A 22,349-nucleotide genomic window follows, 5' to 3' on the forward strand; every position below is an offset into this window, starting at 1 on the left:
TCGTGTGGGTCAGCGATACCCGTTGCTGTAAGACACGGGTATCCTGGCCACCACGGACCACTGACCTCCGCCCGAATTGATATCCAGTCGGCCGCCCAAGCGTTCGAGCGCCGTGGCATAGTAGGACAGCCCAAGTCCGGTGGACTTGCCATCGCTGCAGACTGCATTTGCCGTGAACCGGGGCGTGTTGCAGGTCGAAATCACGATGGCGTCAGGCTTATCCTGCACCGATACGATATATCCGTGGTCTCGGTCGGCGTACTTGCCGATATTGGCGCATAATTCATTGATCAGCCCAACAGCCAGATCGGCTACGGATGTGGGGAGTTCGTGAGCTGTCGCATCCTCAATCAATATGGTGCCCGTCAAACCAAGCGAAGCCAGCCGATCGGACTGCTGGGTCATGGTCTGCCGCACACGCTCCAGCCACAAACGATTCGATTCGGAAACATTGCCGTTACCAGATTGCTGCGCATTGCTATCGCGCAGCAGTGACACGATTCGGCGAGTATATGCCAAGGTTTCGTTGACTTCTTGACGTATGTTGCCGTATTCGGTACGGGCCGCTTCCGCGCTGATATTGCCCGAGACTTCGATATCATGTTCGAGCCGTAAAGTCAGATTGCTTAAGCGTGTGGCCACTTCGTCGTGCAGTTCGGTAACGATGCACATGCGATGATGCTGTTCCGTCTCGCGCATACGGGCGCGTTCGGTGCGGATGCGATGCTGTGTTATCGCCACGATAAGCAGTATGAGATCCAACCCGGTAAGCGCAATCGCCAGCATTGCCCAACCGAAGTAGGTATCTAGATGCAGGTTGCCGCTTAGCGTGCCAAAACAGGCCATAGCCAGTGAGCCGATAGTAATCGCTGCCATGGCGAGAAGTGCATCCGATGCAGACAGCACGGCGCAGGCAAACAGTAGGTTGATGATCAGCATAGGACTGACGCAGAATGCCGTAGGTGGCAGGCATGCGGCGATTGTCCATATGCATGCGATGGCGATGGCACCATTGCGCGGCGACCATGCCATAGCGATGGTGGTGACGATGGTGAGGATGGTCAATAGAGCGGGAGCGGGGCCGAATACGGCGGACCATTCACCGCGCATCAAGGCTATGGTGCCCACGACATCCGCAATGGTGATGAGCGCTGCACAGGCCAAGATTGCTGCGGATGGACGACAGTGAGCAATCGCTCGATTATGGTGCGTTATAGGAAGTGTCGGGATACACATGCAAGCAATGCCTCCTGCCTTGATGAGGTGCCGGTTTTCTTCATAACCTGATGAACGTGCACATATACGGTTGCCGAGCTGATGCCAAGAGAACGGGATATGCGTTTGGTGGCCAATCCTTGGGCATACAGGCGCATGATGGTTTGTTCGCGCTCGCTGAGTCGTTCCGATTCGTCCATGGCCGTCAACATGTGGTGAGCGTGAAGGGTGTCCATGAAACGAGGGGACTCGCTGTCCGGATCATACGGTTCAGCTGCCGCGGCGGCTAGGATAGCCGGTCGCAATTGCGTGGGGATATCGTTTTTCGCAACCAAGGCCTGCGCACCCGCAGACACAAGATCCTCCATGAAATCTTTCGGATCGAGGGCCGTGATGCCGACAATGCCAATCGCTGCCGTTTGCTTGCGCAGTGTGCGGCATACGTGCAGCCCATCCATATCGGTAAGTGACATATCCAACACCAGCACTTGAGGTGCTTTGCCCACGAAGCAGTGGTGCAATGCTGCAACCCCGGTTGCACTCGCCCAGATGACATGGAACGCAGGATCGAGGTGCTCGATATGGGCGCGAATCATGCGCATGGCATACGGGTCGTTTTCGACCAGCCCGATATTGATGGTTTGCGCAGGAGCGCATGAAACAGTTGCGTTCATGAAATCCAGTGTATGTTTTCAAAAACGTATGACGCCGCTTACTAAAGGTCTCTTTATCGTGCTTGCCTGTGGAGTGCCACCGATTCCATAATGAGAGATATTCCAAGCTGTTTCTTCTCATAGTGAGGTGGATCATGACCGGACGTTATCGCTGGTATCGCGCGATTTGCATCGCGGTTGTTATGTCACTTGGCTTGGCAGCGATCGTACTGGTTGATGCAGTACGCTATCTTCACTGGCGGATGCCGCTATTCGCCGTGAGCCGTACAACCACGCAAACGGGTATGACGATTCGGCATTCCACTGGTCTGTGGTATAAGGCCACCCGAATCGAAGATGGGAAGAGCCTGTTCGTTGATATCACTCCGTTCTGGGATGTCGATGGCAATCGGTGCTCTGATTCTGCCGTTGATATTCTGTCCCTTACCCAAACAGCCGTATTCCAACGGCACAGTGAATCCGTCATCGGATACGATGATGGCACTACAGGGGTAGCAATCGCCGATTGCGTCGCGAATGCGGATGAAGTGACGGTCTATGCCGTCGCGTTAGAGACCAGAAACTCTTCCTTGAGTTTTCCCGATAGCACCAGCCCCGAATATATTGTGCTGAAGGCAGACGACGAAGGCAAACTGAAAGTGCGGCACACTGACGATGCGTCACAAGACATCGGTCGCAACTTTCAGAACAACGACAACCTCGTTACCCTGTTCCCACAGCACGTGCGCATGATGTGGAATGTCATGCTCAACAATCCGACCAGCTGGCGCTAACTGGTTGTTCGCTTGCGGTACGTGCTGGGCACCAATAGACTCAGGGCGTATGAGCGAACTAGCAGGATATGACATTGCACGCCTGGGCATGGGCGTGATGGCGCTTTCCATCGAAGGCCGGCCGACCAATCGAGCGCAGGCCATCGACACCATCCATGCCGCACTCGACGCAGGCGTGCGCTACCTCGATACCGCATGGTCGTACTATCTGCCGAGCAAGCCGGGCACCGGCGAGCCGGAGGATATGGGCTATGGCGAATATTTGGTGCGCGACGCGCTCGCCTCATGGCAAGGCCCACGCGACGAAGTATTGGTGGCCACCAAAACCGGTTGGCTGCGCACCCTAGACGAAGCCGGCCATTATGGATGGCAGGCCGACGCCCGCCCCGAAACCATGATCGCTCAGGCTAAAGAATCCGCTCGCCGTCTTGGCGTGGACGCACTGGATCTCCTGTATTCACACTGCAATGACCCCGCCGTGCCCTATGCTGAGCAAATGGAGGCGCTGAAAACTTTGGTTGATGAGGGTGTGGCGCGCCACGTCGGCATTTCGCGCGTCGGCAGCGCTGATATCGAAACGGCTCATCAGGTACTGGGGGAGCGGCTTGTCGCCGTGCAGAACCAGTTCTCGCCGGTGCACCCCGACCCTGAAAATACGATGGAGACCTGCAAACGGCTTGGACTGGCCTTTGTTTGCTGGTCGCCGCTCGGCGGCTTTCTTGACCCGTTCAACGCACATCTGTTCGATCGGTTCCGTGAGGTGGGTCGCGCGCACGGTTGCTCGTATCAGCGTGTGACGTTGGCATGGGAGCTGGCGCGCTGGGATCGACTGTTCACCATTCCCTCCGCCCGCAACCCGCAGGAGATCGAGGATTCCTTCGCTGCGACCGAACTGAGACTGAGTGTTGACGAATTGGCATATCTTGATGGCATCCGCCGTTAGAAAACCGTAAGTAATGTGAGCGCTCACATCGATTTTTGGGCGTGTTGTTCATAACGTCCACAAATCGCACTATCGTTAGAAACGTCAATCAAGATTCACAACCGTTTTAAGGAGTAGTTGTGGCAGCAATTGAAAGCGTGTACGCGCGTCAGATTCTCGACTCCCGTGGCAACCCGACCGTTCAGGTCGTGCTCGACACCGAAGACGGCGCCCGCGGTCTGGGTCTGGTTCCGTCCGGTGCTTCCACCGGCGAAGCCGAGGCTTGGGAGCGTCGTGATGGCGACAAGTCCGTCTACGGCGGCAAGGGTGTGCTGAACGCCGTTAAGGCCGTGAACGAAGAGATCGCTCCGAAGGTCATCGGTATGGACGCTGCTGACCAGCGCGCCCTCGACGATCTGATGATCGAGCTCGATGGCACCCCGAACAAGGGCCGTCTCGGCGCCAACGCCATCCTCGGCGTGTCCCTGGCCGCCCTGTACGCCTCCGCTGAGTCCGCCGGCATGCCGCTCTACCGTTACATCGGCGGCACCAACGGCCACATCCTGCCGGTGCCGAACATGAACATCATGAACGGTGGTGCTCACGCCGACTTCGCCACCGATATTCAGGAATACATGATCTCCCCCTACGGCTTCAAGACCTACTCTGAGGCTCTGCAGGCTGGTGTCGAGGTCTACCACACCCTGAAGAACGTTCTGAAGAAGCAGGGTCTGAACACCGGCCTCGGCGACGAGGGTGGCTTCGCTCCGAAGATGAAGTCCAACAAGGACTCCCTGAACTACATCATGGACGCCATCTCCGCTGCCGGCTACGAGCCCGGCAAGCAGATCGGCATCTCCCTGGACGTTGCCTCCTCCGAGTTCTACAACAAGGAGACCGGCAAGTACCACTTCGAAGGCGACGATCGTGACGCCTCCTACATGCTCGACTTCTACGAGGCCCTCATCGAGGAGTATCCGATCGTCTCCATCGAGGATCCGTACCAGGAAGAAGGCTGGGAAGACTGGGCCAACATCACCGCTAAGCTCGGCGATCGTCTGCAGTTCGTCGGCGACGACTTGCTCGTGACCAACCCGAAGCGTCTGGCCAAGGGCATCGAGCTCGGCGCTGCCAACTCCCTGCTGGTCAAGCTCAACCAGATCGGTTCCGTCACCGAAACCCTCGACGCCATCGAACTGGCCACCAAGAACGGCTTCACCTCCATGGTGTCCCACCGTTCCGGCGAGACCCCCGACACCACCATCTCCGATCTTGCCGTTGCTAAGAACACCGGCCAGATCAAGACCGGTGCCCCGGCTCGTGGCGAGCGCGTTGCCAAGTACAACCGCCTGCTCGAGATCGAGGAGGAGCTCGGCTCCACCGCTCAGTACGCTGGCTACTCCGCCTTCAAGGCCTGCAAGAAGTACATCGCCAAGTGATTTAATGGCGATTTGCTAAAGTTCTTGTGAATACCCGCCATGTTCGTCCACCGCGTCGAACATGGCGGGTATTTTATTGAGCTATGAGCAAGCAGTCCCGCAAATCCAAATCAGGCAAAACACGAACCAAACGGAACAACAGCGCGGGGCCCATCGCATTCTTCGTCTCGCTGTTCATTGTGGCGCTCGGCACCATACAGTTGGTATCCACCTTCCACACCTACGCACTGAACTTGGCTGAACTCAACGGTCTCAAACGTGAGGAGGCCTCGTTGATTGCCAAGAAACAGGATTTGGAGAACGATATCAAGCGCTGGGATGACAAAGCCTATGTAACCGCTCAGGCACGTGAGCGCTTAGGATTCGTATTCCCCGGTGAACAGGCTGTGCGGGTGCTTCATCCCGAAGCGGTGACCGGCGATGAGACCGATAGCAAGCAATCGGATGATTCGGACGATTCCGATCATAAAGTGCTGCCATGGTACAGTGAACTGTCTTATGCTCTGCAGCAGGCCGATGAGCCAAAGGATGAGAAGGATGATCAGTCTACTCAGACTAGTCAGTCCGACCAGTCCGATACCAAAACCAACCAACAGAGCGATCAAACAGACACGGGGGAGGCAACTCAACAGTGAACGCAGCCAATAACGACATCATTCAGCGGGCACAGGAACTAATCGACCGGATTCTTGCCGAACCGGCCAATGATCGGGACATCGAACTGGTGCAGGCGCAGCTGGGCCGTTATCCGCGCGGCATGGTGGCCGTGGGCGCACGCTGCGTATGTGGTCGTCCGCTCGCCGTCGTCACCCGGCCGGTGCTGCCCGGAGGCATCCCTTTCCCCACCACCTGCTACCTGACAGGTCCTGAAGCCGTTAAAGCCGCGTCCCACGTCGAAGCAGCTGGCATCATGCAGGACTACAACGACATGCTTGCCTCCGATGAAAACCTGCGTGCAGCCTATGGGCGCGCACATGAGCTGTATCTGGCGTTCCGCCATGAGTTGGCTGAGCGTTTGGGCGACAGCGAAGAACATATTGAAGGCACTTCGGCAGGTGGTATGCCGGTGCGCGTCAAATGCCTGCACGCCCTGCTGGCACAAACTCTGGTAATGGGTGCGGGCGCGAATCCAATCGGCGACATGGTGCTGGAACGCGTCAAAGACGAATTCGATCCCAGCGTATGCCGGTGCAGCATCATCGACTGAAATATCACGGGATAACAAGCCAGGAGGGAACATGAGTACAAGCGTTACGGTTGCAGGTATCGACTGCGGCACCAATTCCATTCGCCTGAAGGTTGCTCGCGTGGACGAACATGGCATGAGCGAAATCGTGCCGCGTATTCTGCGAGTGATCCGACTCGGCCAGGACGTGGACAAAACCCATCGCTTCGCCGACGAAGCATTGGAACGAGCCTACGAGGCCGCGCACGAGTTCGCCGGCGTGCTTGCCGAACATCAGGTGGACGGCATTCGCTTCGTGGCCACATCCGCCACACGTGACGCCGAAAACCGTGAGGAATTCGAAGACGAAATCGAGAAGATCTTGGGTGTGCGCCCTGAAGTCATTCCCGGCACCGAAGAGGCCGATCTGAGCTTTCTGGGCGCCACTGCGGTGGTCAGGCGAGACGATCTGAAGCCCCCGTTCATGGTGGTTGATTTGGGTGGCGGCTCCACTGAACTGGTGGTTGGCGGTGACGGCGAGCATGCTCCTGCAACCCAAGTGCAGGGTGCCTACTCGATGAATATCGGTTCGGTGCGCATGACCGAACGTCATCTGAAAACAGATCCGCCCACACAAGCTGAAATCGACGAGGCCATCGCCGATATCGACGCGCATATCGACGAAGCCTTCAAGCATGTGGATGCCGGCAAGGCGCGCACCATCATCGGCGTGTCTGGCACCGTGACCACTATGACCGCGCTGGCCATCGGACTGACCGAATACGATCACACCGTGGTCGACGGTTACCGTCTGCCGGTAGACGAAGCGTATGCCATCGATGACAAGTTCCTGCGCATGACCCGCGAAGAACGTCGTGCCTACAAAACCATCCACCCCGGGCGTATCGATGTGGTCGGCGGCGGAGCCGTGGTATGGAGCCGTGTGCTGCAGCGCGTATCCGAAGCGGCCCAAGCGGATCACGGTGAGCCCATCGACTCGTTCGTGGCCAGCGAACACGGTTTGCTTGACGGCATTGTGCTCGACTATGGTCGCCGTCTGCTTGCCGAACGGGCCTGAATACTTGGGGGCGAATAGCATTCTTCGGCTCTCGCGACGCGAATCGCGAGATTCTGCCCGAACATGACGTACAATAGCTAAGCCGGGTTACGGCCCGGCAAGCCTCCATGGCGAAATTGGTATACGCAGCTGACTTAAAATCAGCCGCTTCGGCTTACGGGTTCGAGTCCCGTTGGAGGCACACAACGTGTTGCAAGGTGTGACTGTCGCGCACCCCGTGGCGTAGAATCGAATCCGTTATGGCACGATCAGCATCCTCAAACGGCACTTCAGCCCGTAAATCCAAGACCGGCAAATCATCCACCCACGACGGCGAGACCAAAGTCCAGTCGGCCCTCGAACTTGATGACGAGGAATCCTGGACCAAGAAGATTCTGCTCGCGGTTCCGCGCGCCCTCGGTTCGGGCGTGCGCGCGGTCTCAGGAGTGGGCGAATACGACCCCGCCTACAGGCGTGACGGCCTGTGCTTCCTGCTGCTCGTGCTCGCCGTGCTGTTCTGCGCCTCCGAATGGTTCCGCGTCAACGGCGTACTCGGACAATTCCTGCACGCTATCGCGGCCGGTGTGCTCGGCCTGATGAGCATCGTGCTGCCGGTGCTGCTGGGCGCGGTCGCCATCCGACTAATGCGCAACTCCGGCAAGGGATCGAACAATCCACGCGTGGTCACCGGCTGGATCCTGCTGATGTGGTCCATCTGCTCGATTATCGACGTGGCACTTGCCGCCGACCATCCTGGATTCGACATTGCAGTGCTGCAGAACGCCGGAGGCCTGTTTGGCTTCTTCCTTGGCTCCCCATTGGCTTGGGGATTATCCAACGCGTTCGCCATCATCATCTTCGTCGTGGTCGGCCTGTTCTCCCTGCTCATGATCACCGGCACCCATGTCACCGATCTGCCCGAGGATTGCCGCAAGTTCGCAGCCAAAGTGCAAGGCAAGCAATACCAGCCCAAAACTGATGCACGTAGCGCAGGTGGCGCTGACCAATTCCCCAATGAGGTGCGGTTGGGCGACACAACGCTCGCCTTCGCCGACGGTGTGCCCACACATGATGACGACACGGAACAAGCCGACGACGACTCTGCCCGTGCAAATGCCAAACCAAGTCTGTTCGCCCGACTATTCCATCGCGGCAACAAAAACGACGATAAGAACACCCGACTCGATCGTTACGCCGCAGATGACCCATACGACACCGCCGCCAGCCGGCACGGTGAAGCCGCCGAGACACCGGTGGTCGATCCCACTACCGGCGAAATCATTTCCGGTGGCCGTTCTATCGCATCCGCGGCCTATCAAGGTGCCGACATCCCCACTACCGGCACGACTGGCACCGCCAGCATGCCGTTGGACGCCACCGCCGTGCTCGGCACGCCGAAACCCCGCATCATTTCCGGCGGACAAACCGTCGCCATGCCGTCCGGTGACGTTGCAGGCGCACCGCAAGTTCCCGAAGATCCATGGGCACCCAGTGCCGCACTTGCCGCAGGCACTACTGCACTTGCAGGCTCAGTCGCACCGTCTGACGGTCACACTGTTGCCATGGGACCTAGCAGCCAACCTGGTTCTGACAACGCCACAGCACCCTATGCCGGTGCCGATGCGGACGGCAGCGGAACTGGACAAGGCACACCCAGCGGCGATGGTACGAATCAAAGCGGCGTGAGCGCTGATGCGGGCGATGAGGCCAATAAGCCTTACCAGTTGCCTGACCTGAATCTGCTTGCCAAAGGCCAGCCTCATGCGATGCGTACGCCGGCCAATGATCGCGTAATCCGCGCCCTGACCAGCACCTTCAGCCAATTCAGCGTGGACGCCAAGGTCGTTGGCTTCCTGCGAGGCCCCTCCGTCACCCAGTACGAGGTGGAATTGGGCCCCGGCGTCAAGGTGGAGAAGGTCACCAATCTGCAGCGCAATATCGCCTACGCGGTGGCCAGCTCCGATGTGCGCATTCTTTCGCCGATTCCCGGTAAATCCGCCATCGGCATCGAAATTCCGAACGAGGATCGTGAGATCGTGCATTTGGGTGACGTACTCCGGTCAGACAAGGCCGTAGGTGATCCCAACCCGATGCTCACCGGTATCGGCAAGGACGTCGAAGGCCATTTCGTCACCGCTGATCTGACCAAGATGCCGCATCTGCTTGTGGCTGGTGCCACCGGCTCGGGTAAGTCCAGCTTCATCAACTCCATGCTTACCTCGCTGATCATGCGATCCACCCCTGAGCAGGTGCGCCTGATCATGGTCGATCCCAAGCGTGTGGAACTGTCCGCCTACGCCGGCATCCCACACCTGCTTACCCCGATCATCACCGATCCGAAGAAGGCTGCTCAGGCTTTGGAATGGGTGGTTAAGGAGATGGACGCACGCTATTCGGATCTTGAATACTTCGGATTCCGTCATGTCAAGGACTTCAACGAAGCCGTGCGCGCCGGCAAAGTGCAGGTTCCGCCGGGCTCCCAACGCAAAGTGGCGCCTTATCCGTACATCCTCGTTGTCGTCGACGAGATGGCCGACCTGATGATGGTGGCCAAGAACGACGTGGAATCATCCATTCAGCGCATCACACAGCTGGCCCGCGCCGCCGGCGTGCATCTGGTGCTCGCCACCCAGCGCCCGTCCGTGGACGTGGTCACCGGTCTGATCAAGGCGAACATTCCTTCCAGACTGGCGTTCGCCACCTCCTCGGCCACTGATTCACGCGTGATCCTCGATACGGTGGGTGCCGAAACCCTGATCGGCCAGGGCGATGCCCTGTTCCTGCCGATGGGTTCGGCCAAACCGATTCGTGTGCAGGGTTCGTGGGTTTCGGAATCCGAAATCCGCAAGGCCGTGGAATTCGTGCGCACCCAGCGCAAGCCCAAGTATCGCGAAGACATCGAACAGATGGCCAACCAGGCTGACAAGAGCGATAAAACGGACATCGACGAGGAAATCGGCGATGATATGGACGTGCTGCTGCAGGCCGCCGAACTGGTGGTCACCTCGCAGTTCGGTTCCACCTCCATGCTGCAACGCAAACTCAGGGTCGGTTTCGCCAAAGCCGGTCGTCTGATGGATTTGTTGGAAACACGCGGCGTGGTCGGCCCCTCCGAAGGCTCCAAGGCGCGCGAGGTGCTCGTGCAGCCCGCCGACCTGCCGCAGGTGCTCGCCTTCATCCGAGGGGAAACCGACAGCCTCACACCTTCCGCCCCAACTCAGGGAGAAATCTAAACTTTCCCAAGTTTGGGACGCTGCGCGCCGCTCAGAGTCCCAAACTTGGCAAAGCCCGTCTATCCTCCCCAAGTTTGGGACTCTGATGACAAGTAAGCGGGACAAAACTGGGAAGGTCCGAAGAATTTCCCGAATTTGTACCCCTAGGTAGACCAGTAAGGGTAAGGTGGGCCGCATGACTGACGAACAGACTGTGCAAAGCTCCAAGAAACCATCGCTGCTGGATGGATGGAATACACCCGCCAACCTGGTCACCTATTCACGCATCGTGCTGGTGGTGATCTTCCTGGCATTGGATATTATGGCCGGTGCTTGGGGCTCCGACAACCTGACTTTGCGTTGGGTGGCCGCGATATTGTTCATCATCGCTGCTTCCACCGATAAGATCGATGGTTGGATGGCGCGCACCTACAATCAGGTCACCGAAATGGGTAAGCTTATGGATCCTATCGCTGACAAGCTGCTCACTTGTGGCGCACTGATCGTCTGCTCCGCATTCGGCGAACTGGGCTGGTGGGTGACCGTACTGTTCCTGATTCGTGAAATCGGCATCACCGTGATGCGCTTCTTCGTGATGGAACGCCCCGGTGGCAAGGTCATCGCCGCCGCTTGGCCGGGCAAGCTGAAAACCGTATTCCAGTGCGTGGGCCTGTCCATGCTGTTGCTGCCCATGTGGCAGTTTGCTCCCTCGCAGAACGCTCCGACCTGGCTTGTCGTATACTACTTCCTGACCTATGCCGTGATTTATGTGGCGCTGATCCTGTGCCTGTACTCCGGTGCCATTTACCTGTACAACACTTTTGGCGGGCGTAAGCAGGCCAAGTAATCGTGCGGACTATGCAATACCCGGCAGACACGCCAAACGCTGGCGAGGGTATCAGCACTCAGGCTGCCATCGGTGCCAACGATATGGTTTGCTTCGATGATATTCAGCATCAGTGCGACGAACTGGCTGCCAACATACTTGCTGACTGCCAGTCGCGCGGTTTGAAAATCGCCTCCGCCGAATCATTAACCGCAGGGCTCCTGGCCGATGCGTTCGTGCGCATTCCCGGTGCCTCCAACGTATTCCTGGGCTCGGCGGTCACCTATGACATCAACGCCAAGGCCTCCGTGCTGCATGTGGATGCGCAGTTGCTTGACCGTGAGGGTGCCGTGCATCCCGAAGTCGCACGCCAAATGGCGATCGGCACCGCGAATCTGTATGCCCAGCCGCAATACGGCGATTCGATCATCGGCCTGTCCACCACCGGCGTGGCCGGTCCCGGTCCGGACGGTGACAAGCCGGCAGGCTTGGTATATATCGGTCTGAGGCTTCCCGGTGCGCTAACCGGCGGCGAGGCCAGCGTCATGGCCAAGGAACTGCATCTGCATGGCTCCCGAGAAGACGTACGCCACCAAACGGTGCTGAACGTGCTAGCCGCACTATGGAATGCGCTCACGACGTGAACAAGTTAGCCCATCAGCAAAAGTTGAGTCTATTGCCAGCAAGTTTTCAGGAATAAAAACAGTGGGGTTCGTTGTTGTACACAGTGGAAACACTTCAGACAACAACGGAAGGGGCTGTGGCTATGGAAACGATGATGCGCACGGATGAGCAAATGGAAACGACCATTACCAAGCCGATGGCCGTGCATCCCGGCACTGCTCGCATGCGTGAGCTGACACCTGCCCAACGCCGCGCTGTGATGTTCGCACAGCAGCAGATTTTGAAGGCGCAGGCCGCCAAGAAGGCCAAGGATGAGCGTCAGGCCGCCCGCGATCGCATGTGGGCCGAGGAAGATGCCGAGTTCAAGCCGCGTGCTGCGGCGAATGCCGACAAAGCCAAGACTGCCGAGGAGGAGCCGCGTGCGGTGTCGCTGCGTGAGGCCATCGGTCATGTGCTGCGCGATTTGCGCACCCGCGACCGTCGCACATTGCGCGAGGTCTCTGAAAAGGCCGGCGTGTCGCTTGGCTACCTCTCTGAGGTCGAGCGCGGGCAGAAAGAAGCCAGCTCGGAACTGCTGAGCTCAATCGCCGATTCGCTCGGTGTCAGCACCGCGCAGATGCTGCGGCTGGTGGCTGACTATCTCGATTCCGTGCAACACTAGTGGGTGCTGTACAAAACACGTACTCGATTGCGATGGCCCATGCCATTGCCGATGTTTATCGGCAACGACATGGGCCATCGCATTGTTTCGGCTTGGCACCAGCACGCTGTTCGGCGGTGGTGGCACACTGGCTGCATGCGAGAACGGGAATTCTGGGAATTACTTGAAGAAGTATTCGGCCGCACCTACGGCAGGTCGCTGTCGCGCGATCAGGAGCTGAATAAGCTGGACAACATGACCGTCGTTGAAGCACTGGAAGCAGGGCAGGAGCCTCGCGTGGTATGGAACGTGTTATGCGATCAAATGGAGATTCCCGATGCCAAACGGTGGGGCAAGGATCATGCGGCGCCTCCACTTCCGGCGGCTTGAACCATTCCACTTGTGGTGGCCTGATTGTTGGAAGGGCCGATGAATAGTGGGAAGCGTTATGGATGTGTGTGCGGTATCACGCCACGCCAATCGAACAAATGTTCGCCTATAGGCTATAGTTATCCACAGTGACCAACAAGAGCGCAAGAATCGTGAGGTAGCTGCTCCAGCCGCTTATGCCTTATGGCAGTAGGGATGAGGGGCTGGTGCGCCGACCGTGGCGGCAAGCTCTCTCCACATAGGTCGTTCCGGCTTGCCCACAAGCCGCGCGCGACCATACGGTGGAGACAATCCATTCGTTGTGCGACTTCGACAAGGAGAAGATCATGGCAGCAGAAACCAAGCCGGTGCACGATCCGGCCAAGGAGGCCAGGCCCGAGCTCGATCCCAAGCGCAAGGCGGCGCTTGACACTGCGCTGGCGCAGGTTGAGAAAAGCTTTGGCAAAGGCTCCGCAATGCGTCTGGGCGATCAGCCCGAACAGAACGTCGAGGTGATCCCCACCGGTTCCCTCGCACTCGACATGGCCCTGGGCATCGGTGGCCTGCCCCGAGGTCGTATTGTGGAGATCTACGGTCCGGAATCCTCCGGTAAAACTACGCTGGCCCTACATGTGGTGGCCAACGCCCAGCGCAAAGGGGGAGTGGCGGCTTATATCGACGCCGAACACGCGCTCGACCCCGCCTATGCTCGCAAGCTTGGCGTGGACACTGACTCGCTGATCGTCTCCCAGCCCGACAATGGCGAGCAGGCACTGGAAATCGCCGACATGCTGATTCGCTCTGGTGCTTTGGACGTTATCGTTATCGATTCGGTGGCGGCCTTGGTGCCCAAGGCCGAAATCGAGGGCGAAATGGGTGACAGCCACGTCGGCCTGCAGGCGCGTCTGATGAGCCAGGCGCTGCGCAAGATGACCGGCGCGCTTTCCCAAGCGGGCACCACGGCCATCTTCATCAACCAGCTGCGCGAAAAGATCGGTGTATTCTTCGGCAATCCCGAAACCACCACCGGCGGCAAGGCGCTGAAATTCTATGCCTCTGTGCGTCTGGATATCCGCCGTGTGCAAACACTGAAGAACGGCGACGAGGCCGTGGGCAACCGTACACGCGTCAAAGTCGTTAAAAACAAGATGGCCCCGCCCTTCAAATCCGCCGAATTCGACATGCTGTATGGCGAGGGCATCTCCCGTGAGGGTTCCGTGATTGACATGGCCCAGCAGGTCGGCGTGGTCAAGAAGTCCGGCTCGTGGTTCACCTATGAGGGCGACCAGCTTGGCCAGGGTCGTGAGAAGGTGCGTCAGTTCCTCAAGGACAATCCCGAGATCACCGAGGAGATTGAGAACAAGGTGAAAGCTGAATTCGGTTTGATCGCCCCCGGCGATCAGTTCGCCGAAGACGGTGATGCCGCGGCGGCAGCCGCAGTCAGCGAAGCCGCCGCCGCTGACGCCGCCAAAGACGCCAAAGCCGCAACGGCTGCGCCGAAGACAGCCAACAAAGCTACGGCTAAAACCGTTGAACCTAAGGCGTGACCATAAACACGATGATGGACGCGAATACATTCCTTGCGGCTCATCCTGTAATGGGAAGCGAGCCGCAGGGACTTGCCACACATAAAGCGCAAGAGCATGACGATCTTGATGCCTGCCGTGAGGCTGCATTGCGACTACTGGATGCGGCACCCCGCGCATCGGGAGCATTGCGGGAGCGTCTGCTGGACAAAGGCTACGAAGCAGACATCGTCGATGAGGTCATTGAGCGTTTGACCCGCGTGCAATTGCTGGATGATTATGCCTATGCCCAATCGGCGGTGCGCTATTGTGCGGGCCGAATGATGGGCCGGCGCGGCACAGTATTGGAATTGATACGCAAAGGTGTTGAACGCGCTTTGGCCGAACAGGTTGCCTGTGAGGCTGAAAGCGAAGGCGTATTTGAGGAATCGGCGTGGGAGTTGGGCCGTGTTGTGGCCCGAAAAACCCGAGGCCTTGACCGGCAAGTGCGTCAGCGTCGTTTCTGGTCCGCCGGCGGGCGCAAAGGTCACGACCCTGCAATCTTGCGTCGTGTGGCAGCCGAGCTATTGGTTTAAAGAAGTTTAAAGAAAGTGAGACCTCTTATACCCCGGGTTCTGTCACATACGTAAACGCATGTGGATGGCCATCCATCTCGACCTGACGTTGCCGCCAGGCTCTAGCAGCCTACCCGATGGCACGAGCGAGCAGCTCTTACCGCCATCTGCTTGGCCTTGCTCCCGATGAGGCTTGCCATGCGGCCCACTGTTGCCAGGGGCCCGGTGTGCTCTTACCACGCCGTTTCACCCTTACCCGTCGAGGACGGGCGGTCTATTCTCTGTTGCGCTATCTCTCAGGTCGCCCTGGGCGGACGTTATCCGCCATCGTGCTCTGTGGAGCCCGGAAGTTCCTCAGCCGATCCCAATGAAGATCACGGCCGCGGCCATCAAGAGGTCTCACAAGAACACACAGTATACACGCCGGGCGAACAGCCCTGCGAGTCGCGCGACAATGGTGGGAATACTGGGCAATGTCAAGGTGAAAGCGACACGAAATAATCTATCGGATAAATTCGGGCGAGTTCTTCCGCCGTTTACATATTGTTCGTCTACAATAGGCCTTACCCGGATGGTAACGATGCCGTCGGGGAACAGATATAGCGGCGCAAGTCGCTTGAGTTATAGGGAGGTCAACATGGAAATCGTCGTTACCGGACGCCACACACAGATCAAGCAAAGGTTCCGTGATGTCGTCGACCAGAAGATGAATCGTGTGACCGCTATCGCCCCGGATGCCCAGCGCGCGCAAATCGTACTGAGCCATGAGGGCAACCCGCGCCAGGCCGATACCGCCAAGCGCGTGGAAATCACCATTATCGCCGGACGCACCGTGGTGCGTGCAGAGGCGTCGAGCGCCGATGAGTTCAGCGCGCTCGATATGGCGCTGGACAAGCTGACGCTCCGTCTGCGCCGCACGCGCGACCGCCGCAAGGATCATCGCCGTGGCTACACCGAGATGATGCCGGTGGATCTGGGCGTGGTGGAGCCGGAGGTTGAGGCCGAGGAGATTGCGGAGGAGCCGAACAACAGCCCTGCCGCCGCTGTGGCCTCTGACCTGGGTCCGGGCGAATCCGTCGAGGTGCAGGTTGGCGACACGCCGATTGTCATCCGTCGCAAGCTGCACATCGCCGAGCCGATGACCATCGACGAGGCTCTGTATGAGATGGAGTTGATCGGACACGACTTCTTCCTGTTCGTCAACAAGGAAACCGGCCGTCCCTCCGTGGTCTACCATCGTCACGGCTGGAGCTACGGTGTCTTCGAGATCGACACCCCGGAGAACATGGCGAATGACTGATCGCCGGTTGTGAAGCAGTAGGTTGTTCATGGGCCGCCTCCCGTATAGGGAAGCGGCCCATTGCGTTGCTTGTGGAAGTGAAAGAACGCTGTTTGCTGATGATAATCGCCCACAATTCGTATAAATTTACGTAAATAGGACGAATTTTGTCGGCCCAAGGCGTGAGCGAGGGGTATGCTCTAAAACGGAAACCACCCAACCGATATAGGAGTACCAAGTGGTCGATATTGTCGATAAAGCCCTACGTATGGGCGAAGGACGACAGATTAAGCGGCTTGAGGCCGTTGCCAAGGCGGTGAACGCCCTGGAGGACGAGATCTCTGCCCTCTCCGACGAAGAACTCAAGGCGCAGACGCCGAAGTTTAAGCAGATGCTCGCCGACGGCAAAACTCTCGACGACATCATGCCCGAGGCCTTTGCCACCGTGCGTGAGGTCTCCAAGCGCACCCTGGGCCAGCGCCACTTCGACGTGCAGCTCATGGGCGGCGCCGCCCTGCACTGGGGCAACATCGCCGAAATGAAAACCGGTGAAGGCAAGACCCTGGTCGCCACCCTGCCCACCTACCTGAACGCCCTCGAAGGCAAGGGCGTGCACGTGGTCACCGTCAACGACTACCTGGCCAGCTACCAGAGCGAGCTGATGGGCCGTATCTATCGCTTCCTGGGCATGTCCGTCGGCTGCATCATCACCGATCAGAAGCCTCCGGAGCGCCGCAAGCAGTACAACGCCGACATCACCTACGGCACCAACAACGAGTTCGGCTTCGATTACCTGCGCGACAATATGGCGTGGGAGAAGGCCGATCTCGTGCAGCGCGGCCACCATTACGCCATCGTCGATGAGGTCGACTCCATCCTGATCGATGAGGCCCGTACCCCGTTGATCATCTCCGGTCCTGCCGAAGGCGACGTGACCCGTTGGTACCGTCAGTTCGCCAAGCTGGTGCTCAAGCTGACACGCGACGAGGACTATGAGGTCGACGAAAAGAAGAAGGTCGTCGGCATCCTCGATCCGGGCATCACCAAGGTCGAGGACTTCCTCGGCATTGACAACCTGTATGAGCCGGCCAACACCGCCCTGATCGGCTACCTCAACAACGCCATCAAGGCCAAGGAACTGTTCCTGCGCGACAAGGACTACGTCGTCACAGGCGGCGAAGTACTGATCGTCGACGAGCACACCGGCCGTATCCTGCCGGGCCGTCGCTACAACGAGGGCCTGCACCAGGCCATCGAAGCCAAGGAAGGCGTGGAGGTCAAGGCTGAGAACCAGACCTTTGCCACCATCACCCTGCAGAACTACTTCCGCATGTACGACAAGCTCGCCGGCATGACCGGTACCGCCGAAACCGAGGCGGCCGAGTTCATGAACACCTACAAGCTGGGCGTGCTGCCGATCAAGACCAACAAGCCGATGATCCGCAAGGATCAGGACGACCTCATCTTCCGCACCAAGAAGGAAAAGCTCGCCGCCATCATCAAGGACGTGGCCAAGAGGCACGCCACCGGCCAGCCGGTGCTGCTCGGCACCGCCTCCGTGGAAAGCTCCGAAGTGGTCTCCACCCTGCTCGACGTGGCCAAGATTCCGCATCAGGTGCTCAACGCCAAGCAGCATGAGAAGGAAGCCGCCGTGGTCGCCGTCGCCGGCCGCAAGGGCGCCGTGACCGTGGCCACCAACATGGCCGGCCGTGGTACCGACATCATGCTCGGCGGCAACGTCGAGTTCCTCGCCGATGCCAAGCTCAAGTCCGAAGGCTACTCGCCGGAAGATACTCCGGAAGAGTACGAGAAGCGCTGGCCGGGCACCCTCAACGAGATCAAGGCCCAGGTCAAGGACGAGCACGAGGAAGTCGTCGAACTCGGCGGCCTGTACGTGCTGGGCACCGAACGCCACGAATCCCGTCGTATCGACAACCAGCTGCGCGGCCGTTCCGGTCGTCAGGGCGATCCGGGCGAATCCCGCTTCTACCTGTCGCTGGAAGACGACCTCATGCGCCTGTTCAACACCCAGCTCGTGGCCCGCGTGATGGCCACCGGCATGGAAGAGGGCCAGCCCATCGAGGCCAAGAGCGTGACCAAGGGCGTGCGCACCGCACAGAAGGCCGTGGAATCCCGCAACTACGAGATTCGTAAGAACGTGCTCAAGTACGACGATGTGATGAACAAGCAGCGCACCGTCATCTACTCCGAGCGCCAGGCTGTGCTGAAGGGCGAGGACATCCACGAGGATATCGAGCGCTTCATCACCGACACCGTCACCTCCTACATCAAGGGTGCCGAAAGCGGCTCCGAAAAGCCGAAGGACTGGGATTGGGAAGGCCTGTTCAAGGCCATCAACGCCGTGATCCCGATTTCGGTTGATGTCGAAGAAGCCAAGGACGCCGTCGCCAAGCTCAAGGGCGAAAAGGCCGTCGAGGCCCTGCGCGATCTGATCGTGGAGGATGCCAAGGCCAAGTACGCCGAGCTGGAAACCACCATCGGTGAAAAGGGCCTGCGCGACCTGGAGCGTCGCGTGGTGCTCGCCGTGCTCGACCGCAAGTGGCGCGAACACCTCTACGAGATGGACTACCTCAAGGACGGCATCGGCCTGCGCGGCATGGGTCAGCGCGACCCGCTGGTCGAATACCAGCGCGAAGGCTACCAGATGTACAACTCCATGATCGAAGCGATCAAGGAGGAGTCCATCCAGCTGCTCTTCCACATCGACATCAAGCAGGTCGCCGCCACCCAGGATCCCGACTCCACCAAGGACGAGGATGCTGCGGTTGACACGGCCGAAGCCGAAGTCGGCATCGACTCCGCTTCCGCTGCCGAGTCGCAGGAAGCCGAGAGCGCTGTGGCCGCCGGCCCCGATGAGGATGGCGAAAGCGCCGATGAGGCATCCGCTGGCGAAACCGAGGCCGAAGCCGATCAGGATGAAGCTGAGCAGCCTGCTGAGGATGGCGAAGTGACTCGCGACGAGGACGGTAATCCCGTGATCGTCGGCCCTGCGCCGATCAGCCACGCCGAAGGCAAGGTTCCCACCTCCAAGCGCCCCAAGAGCGAGGAACTCAAGACCCCGTGGTCTGATGGCAAGACCTACCCGGGCACCCCGAAGAACGCTCAGTGCCCGTGCGGTTCCGGTCGCAAGTACAAGATGTGCCACGGCCAGAACGAAGCCTGAGGCAAACCGCCGCACTATAGCAGTGCATAAGGGTTAAACCGCATGGATTAGCCCGCAATACGAAACGGCCCGATGTTTGTAACATCGGGCCGTTTACAATAGCGGCGAAACTGCTATTGAGGCGTGTCCCACGCCAAGGAGGACAACATGGCCGAGTTCACATGGAAGTCGATTCTGACAAAGCTCGTCGGGGGAGAGCATCTAACCGCCGAGGAATCCGAGTGGTTCGTCGACGACCTGATGCGTGGCAACGCCAATCCGGCGGCGGTGGGCGCTGTGCTCGCCACCCAGCAGCAACTGGGTTTGACCGCCGACGAAGTGCGTGGTGCCGCCAAGGCCATGGTCTCCCATGCCGTGCCACTGAAGGTATCCGGCGAATGCACGGATATCGTGGGCACTGGTGGCGACGGTGCTGCCACCGTGAACCTGTCGACCATGGGGTCGGTGGTTGCGGCCGCCGCCGGCGTGAAAATCGTCAAGCACGGCAATCGTGCCGCCTCATCGAAGTGCGGTGCCGCCGACTGCTTGGAAACCCTTGGCCTGCCGTTGGAATTGAAGCCTGAAGCCGTGGGCGAGATCGCCGATGAGGTGGGTATTACCTTCGCATTCGCCAAAACCTTCCACCCGGCCATGCGTTTCGTCGGCCCGATTCGTGCAGCGCTCGGCGTTCCCTGTGTGTTCAACGTGCTGGGCCCGCTGACCAATCCTGCCACCCCCAAGCACATGGCCATCGGCTGCGCAAACCGCGCGATGAGCCCGATTATGGCCGCCGTCTACGCCGCCAATGGTCAAACTGGCATGGTCTACACTTCGCATGAGGGATTGGACGAAATGGCACCTACCGGCCCGATTTCCGTGTGGGAATTCAAGGATGGCAAGGTTGTCGAAACCGAATTCGACCCGACCGTCGAACTGGGATTGGCACCCGTGACCATCGCCGACCTCAAGGGCGGAGAGCCGGCCTACAATGCGCAAGCCGCACGTGACTTCCTGGCTAATAAGGACGTGCCCTTCCGCTCCACCGCACTGCTGAACGCGGCTTCCGCCATCGTGGCAGACGGTCATATGGTGCCCGCCGACGGCACGTTGGCCGAACGCTTCAAGGTAGCCTACGCACTCGCTGAAGAGGCTGTGGTGTCCGGCAAGGCGGCAGCCCTACTGGATAAGTGGATTAGCGTCGCCCAATCTAAGGCCTGATTTTTCCGACAATTCATTCCTGTCAAACTGGCACTTCCCATAGTCCAACTGTTAAGTGACTTAAGGGGAGTGCCGCGTGATAGAGGAGAAAAGCGTTGCCTTGGGTTGCACCGGCAAACAACCTGTGGCAACGCTTTGCCTGACGCTGAGCTCGTCGGCATAGGCTGATGTCCACCTACGAGGAGGTACATCACCCTATGGAAACACTGAATGCCAATGTCGCCCAGAAGCTCGGGCTGACCAACCCCAAGAACGATGAACGTCCGATTAAGGTCGTGCAGTTCGGTGAAGGCAACTTCCTGCGCGCCTTCGTCGACTGGATTATCCAGCAGCTCAACAACGCCGGCGAATTCAACGGCAACGTCGCCATCGTCCAGCCGCTACCCTTCGGCCGCGTCAAGGAACTCAACGATCAGGATCGCCTGTACACCGTGATTCTCGAAGGCCTCAAGAACGGCAAGGAAGTGCAGAGCCGCGAGGTTATCGACTCCATCGGTGCCGCCCTCAACGTATACGAGGATTGGGAAGGCTATCTGGCCCTCGCCGACAATCCGGATCTGCAGATCGTCATCTCCAACACCACCGAAGCCGGCATCGCCACCAGCGACGAAGACGATGTCGACGCGCAACCGCCCAAGAGCTATCCGGCCAAGCTCACCCAGCTGCTCAAGCGCCGCTTCGACAAGGGACTGCCGGGCCTGCTGATCATCCCTTGCGAACTCATCGCTGACAACGGCATTGCTCTGAGGGCAACGCTGGTGGAAACGGCCAAGCGTTTCGGCTATGGCGAGGAATTCATCAACTGGCTCGTCACCGACAACACCTTCGTCTCCACTCTCGTCGACCGCATCGTGCCCGGCTTCCCGCGCGACAACGCCGAAGCGCTGTGGAACGAGCTCGGCTATGTGGACAACAATATGGTCAAGGCCGAGCCCTTCGCCCTGTGGGTTGTGGCCGGCGACCAGGCCGCACAGGACAAGGTCAATGAGCTGCTGCCCGCCAAGCGTCTTGGCATCGACCTGGTCACCTGCGAGCAGGTGCAGCCCTACCGCGAACGCAAGGTGTATCTGCTCAACGGCCCGCACACCACCATGGCTCAGGTCGCTCGTCTCGCGGGCCTGAACACCGTGGGCGAAGTGATGAACGACGATATCGTGCGTTCCTTCATCGAGCGTGAAATGCACGAGGAGATCATCCCCGTACTCACCCTGCCCGAAGAGGAGCTCAACGCTTTCGCCGACGCCGTGCTCGAACGCTTCAAGAACCCGTTCGTCAAGCATTCGCTCGACTCCATCGGCCTCAACTCCGTTTCCAAGTTCACGGCCCGCCTGCTGCCGAACGTCAAGCGCAACGTCGAACAGGGCCGTGGCGTGCCAGCCCGCATCGCCTTGGCACTGGCTGGTCTCTATGCCGCCTACGCCGGCGTGGCGCCGACCCCGGTGAATGTGACCGATGCGGACGAGGTCAAGGCAAAGTTCGCCGGTAAGGGCGCCAAAGCGGATGACGTGAAGGCGATTCTGGCTGACACCGACCTGTGGGGCGAGGATCTGACCGCCATCGACGCTCTGGCCGATGTGGTCGCCGCCGATGTGGCCGCCATCGCTGAGGGCCGCATCAAGGAGCTCATCGCCGCCTTGGCATAGGAGAGCCGATAACAGCCGAAACCCGTGGCAACATTGCCACGGGTTTGTTC

Annotated in this window: 17 protein-coding genes, 1 tRNA gene, 1 other RNA gene and 3 pseudogenes; 19 read left to right on the forward strand and 3 right to left on the reverse strand. The window is 59.2% G+C overall.

Features of this window, described 5'->3' with window-relative positions; all coding sequences use genetic code 11:
- Positions 1 to 9 precede the first annotated feature (9 nt).
- Positions 10 to 1,128 (reverse strand): sensor histidine kinase, encoded by a 1,119-nt coding sequence (locus tag G1C95_RS12685; RefSeq protein WP_169171096.1) that lies wholly within the window; start codon positions 1,126 to 1,128, stop codon positions 10 to 12.
- Between the two features lie 83 nt (positions 1,129 to 1,211).
- On the reverse strand, positions 1,212 to 1,889 hold the full coding sequence (locus G1C95_RS01100; protein ID WP_169171097.1) for a LuxR C-terminal-related transcriptional regulator: 678 nt from the start codon (positions 1,887 to 1,889) through the stop codon (positions 1,212 to 1,214).
- Positions 1,890 to 2,023: 134 nt separating this feature from the next.
- Between G1C95_RS01100 and G1C95_RS01105 the strand changes: the two genes are divergently transcribed.
- From G1C95_RS01105 to G1C95_RS01170, 14 genes and pseudogenes are all read left to right on the forward strand, one after another.
- Positions 2,024 to 2,662, forward strand: coding sequence for a hypothetical protein (locus G1C95_RS01105; protein ID WP_169171098.1), 639 nt, complete (start codon positions 2,024 to 2,026; stop codon positions 2,660 to 2,662).
- 49 nt (positions 2,663 to 2,711) lie between these two features.
- The gene (locus tag G1C95_RS01110; RefSeq protein ID WP_169171099.1) at positions 2,712 to 3,605 is read left to right on the forward strand and encodes an aldo/keto reductase; all 894 of its coding nucleotides are present in this window, start codon (positions 2,712 to 2,714) and stop codon (positions 3,603 to 3,605) included.
- Positions 3,606 to 3,724: 119 nt separating this feature from the next.
- Positions 3,725 to 5,023, forward strand: coding sequence for a phosphopyruvate hydratase (gene eno / locus G1C95_RS01115; RefSeq protein WP_169171100.1), 1,299 nt, complete (start codon positions 3,725 to 3,727; stop codon positions 5,021 to 5,023).
- 83 nt (positions 5,024 to 5,106) lie between these two features.
- A complete protein-coding gene (locus G1C95_RS01120) occupies positions 5,107 to 5,658 on the forward strand; it encodes an FtsB family cell division protein (protein WP_169171101.1) in 552 nt (183 codons plus the stop codon).
- A gap of 17 nt (positions 5,659 to 5,675) precedes the next feature.
- The gene (locus G1C95_RS01125; protein ID WP_169171490.1) at positions 5,676 to 6,230 is read left to right on the forward strand and encodes a DUF501 domain-containing protein; all 555 of its coding nucleotides are present in this window, start codon (positions 5,676 to 5,678) and stop codon (positions 6,228 to 6,230) included.
- 31 nt (positions 6,231 to 6,261) lie between these two features.
- The gene (locus G1C95_RS01130) at positions 6,262 to 7,266 is read left to right on the forward strand and encodes a Ppx/GppA phosphatase family protein (protein WP_169171102.1); all 1,005 of its coding nucleotides are present in this window, start codon (positions 6,262 to 6,264) and stop codon (positions 7,264 to 7,266) included.
- Between the two features lie 101 nt (positions 7,267 to 7,367).
- Positions 7,368 to 7,447: transfer RNA gene (locus tag G1C95_RS01135), tRNA-Leu, on the forward strand.
- A 187-nt stretch (positions 7,448 to 7,634) separates the two neighbouring features.
- A pseudogene (locus G1C95_RS01140) lies at positions 7,635 to 10,478 on the forward strand (FtsK/SpoIIIE family DNA translocase); the annotation flags it as partial.
- Positions 10,479 to 10,653: 175 nt separating this feature from the next.
- Positions 10,654 to 11,304, forward strand: coding sequence for a CDP-diacylglycerol--glycerol-3-phosphate 3-phosphatidyltransferase (pgsA, locus tag G1C95_RS01145; protein ID WP_169171104.1), 651 nt, complete (start codon positions 10,654 to 10,656; stop codon positions 11,302 to 11,304).
- An 83-nt stretch (positions 11,305 to 11,387) separates the two neighbouring features.
- Positions 11,388 to 11,927, forward strand: a complete 540-nt coding sequence (locus tag G1C95_RS01150; RefSeq protein WP_169171491.1) for a CinA family protein — start codon at positions 11,388 to 11,390, stop codon at positions 11,925 to 11,927.
- A 122-nt stretch (positions 11,928 to 12,049) separates the two neighbouring features.
- Entirely contained in the window at positions 12,050 to 12,568 is a 519-nt protein-coding gene (locus G1C95_RS12470; protein ID WP_169171105.1) for a helix-turn-helix domain-containing protein, read from the forward strand.
- A 135-nt stretch (positions 12,569 to 12,703) separates the two neighbouring features.
- The gene (locus G1C95_RS01160; RefSeq protein ID WP_169171492.1) at positions 12,704 to 12,937 is read left to right on the forward strand and encodes a DUF3046 domain-containing protein; all 234 of its coding nucleotides are present in this window, start codon (positions 12,704 to 12,706) and stop codon (positions 12,935 to 12,937) included.
- Between the two features lie 326 nt (positions 12,938 to 13,263).
- On the forward strand, positions 13,264 to 14,463 hold the full coding sequence (gene recA, locus G1C95_RS01165; RefSeq protein WP_169171106.1) for a recombinase RecA: 1,200 nt from the start codon (positions 13,264 to 13,266) through the stop codon (positions 14,461 to 14,463).
- A 50-nt stretch (positions 14,464 to 14,513) separates the two neighbouring features.
- Entirely contained in the window at positions 14,514 to 15,017 is a 504-nt protein-coding gene (locus G1C95_RS01170; protein ID WP_417852245.1) for a regulatory protein RecX, read from the forward strand.
- Between the two features lie 12 nt (positions 15,018 to 15,029).
- Here the strand turns inward: G1C95_RS01170 and rnpB are convergent.
- An RNA gene (gene rnpB, locus G1C95_RS01175) (RNase P RNA component class A) lies at positions 15,030 to 15,398 on the reverse strand.
- Between the two features lie 235 nt (positions 15,399 to 15,633).
- Here rnpB and hpf point away from each other — a divergent pair.
- From hpf to G1C95_RS01195, 5 genes and pseudogenes are all read left to right on the forward strand, one after another.
- Entirely contained in the window at positions 15,634 to 16,296 is a 663-nt protein-coding gene (gene hpf / locus G1C95_RS01180) for a ribosome hibernation-promoting factor, HPF/YfiA family (RefSeq protein WP_169171108.1), read from the forward strand.
- A 217-nt stretch (positions 16,297 to 16,513) separates the two neighbouring features.
- Positions 16,514 to 19,202, forward strand: a pseudogene (gene secA / locus G1C95_RS01185) (preprotein translocase subunit SecA); the annotation flags it as partial.
- Between the two features lie 74 nt (positions 19,203 to 19,276).
- Positions 19,277 to 19,459: pseudogene (locus tag G1C95_RS12745) on the forward strand (SEC-C metal-binding domain-containing protein); the annotation flags it as partial.
- Between the two features lie 147 nt (positions 19,460 to 19,606).
- On the forward strand, positions 19,607 to 20,656 hold the full coding sequence (trpD, locus tag G1C95_RS01190) for an anthranilate phosphoribosyltransferase (RefSeq protein WP_169171110.1): 1,050 nt from the start codon (positions 19,607 to 19,609) through the stop codon (positions 20,654 to 20,656).
- A gap of 197 nt (positions 20,657 to 20,853) precedes the next feature.
- Positions 20,854 to 22,299: a tagaturonate reductase gene (locus G1C95_RS01195; protein ID WP_169171111.1), complete on the forward strand. Its 1,446-nt coding sequence runs from the start codon at positions 20,854 to 20,856 to the stop codon at positions 22,297 to 22,299.
- Positions 22,300 to 22,349: the final 50 nt, after the last annotated feature.

Source organism: Bifidobacterium oedipodis, assembly GCF_012932425.1.
GTDB lineage: Bacteria > Actinomycetota > Actinomycetes > Actinomycetales > Bifidobacteriaceae > Bifidobacterium > Bifidobacterium oedipodis.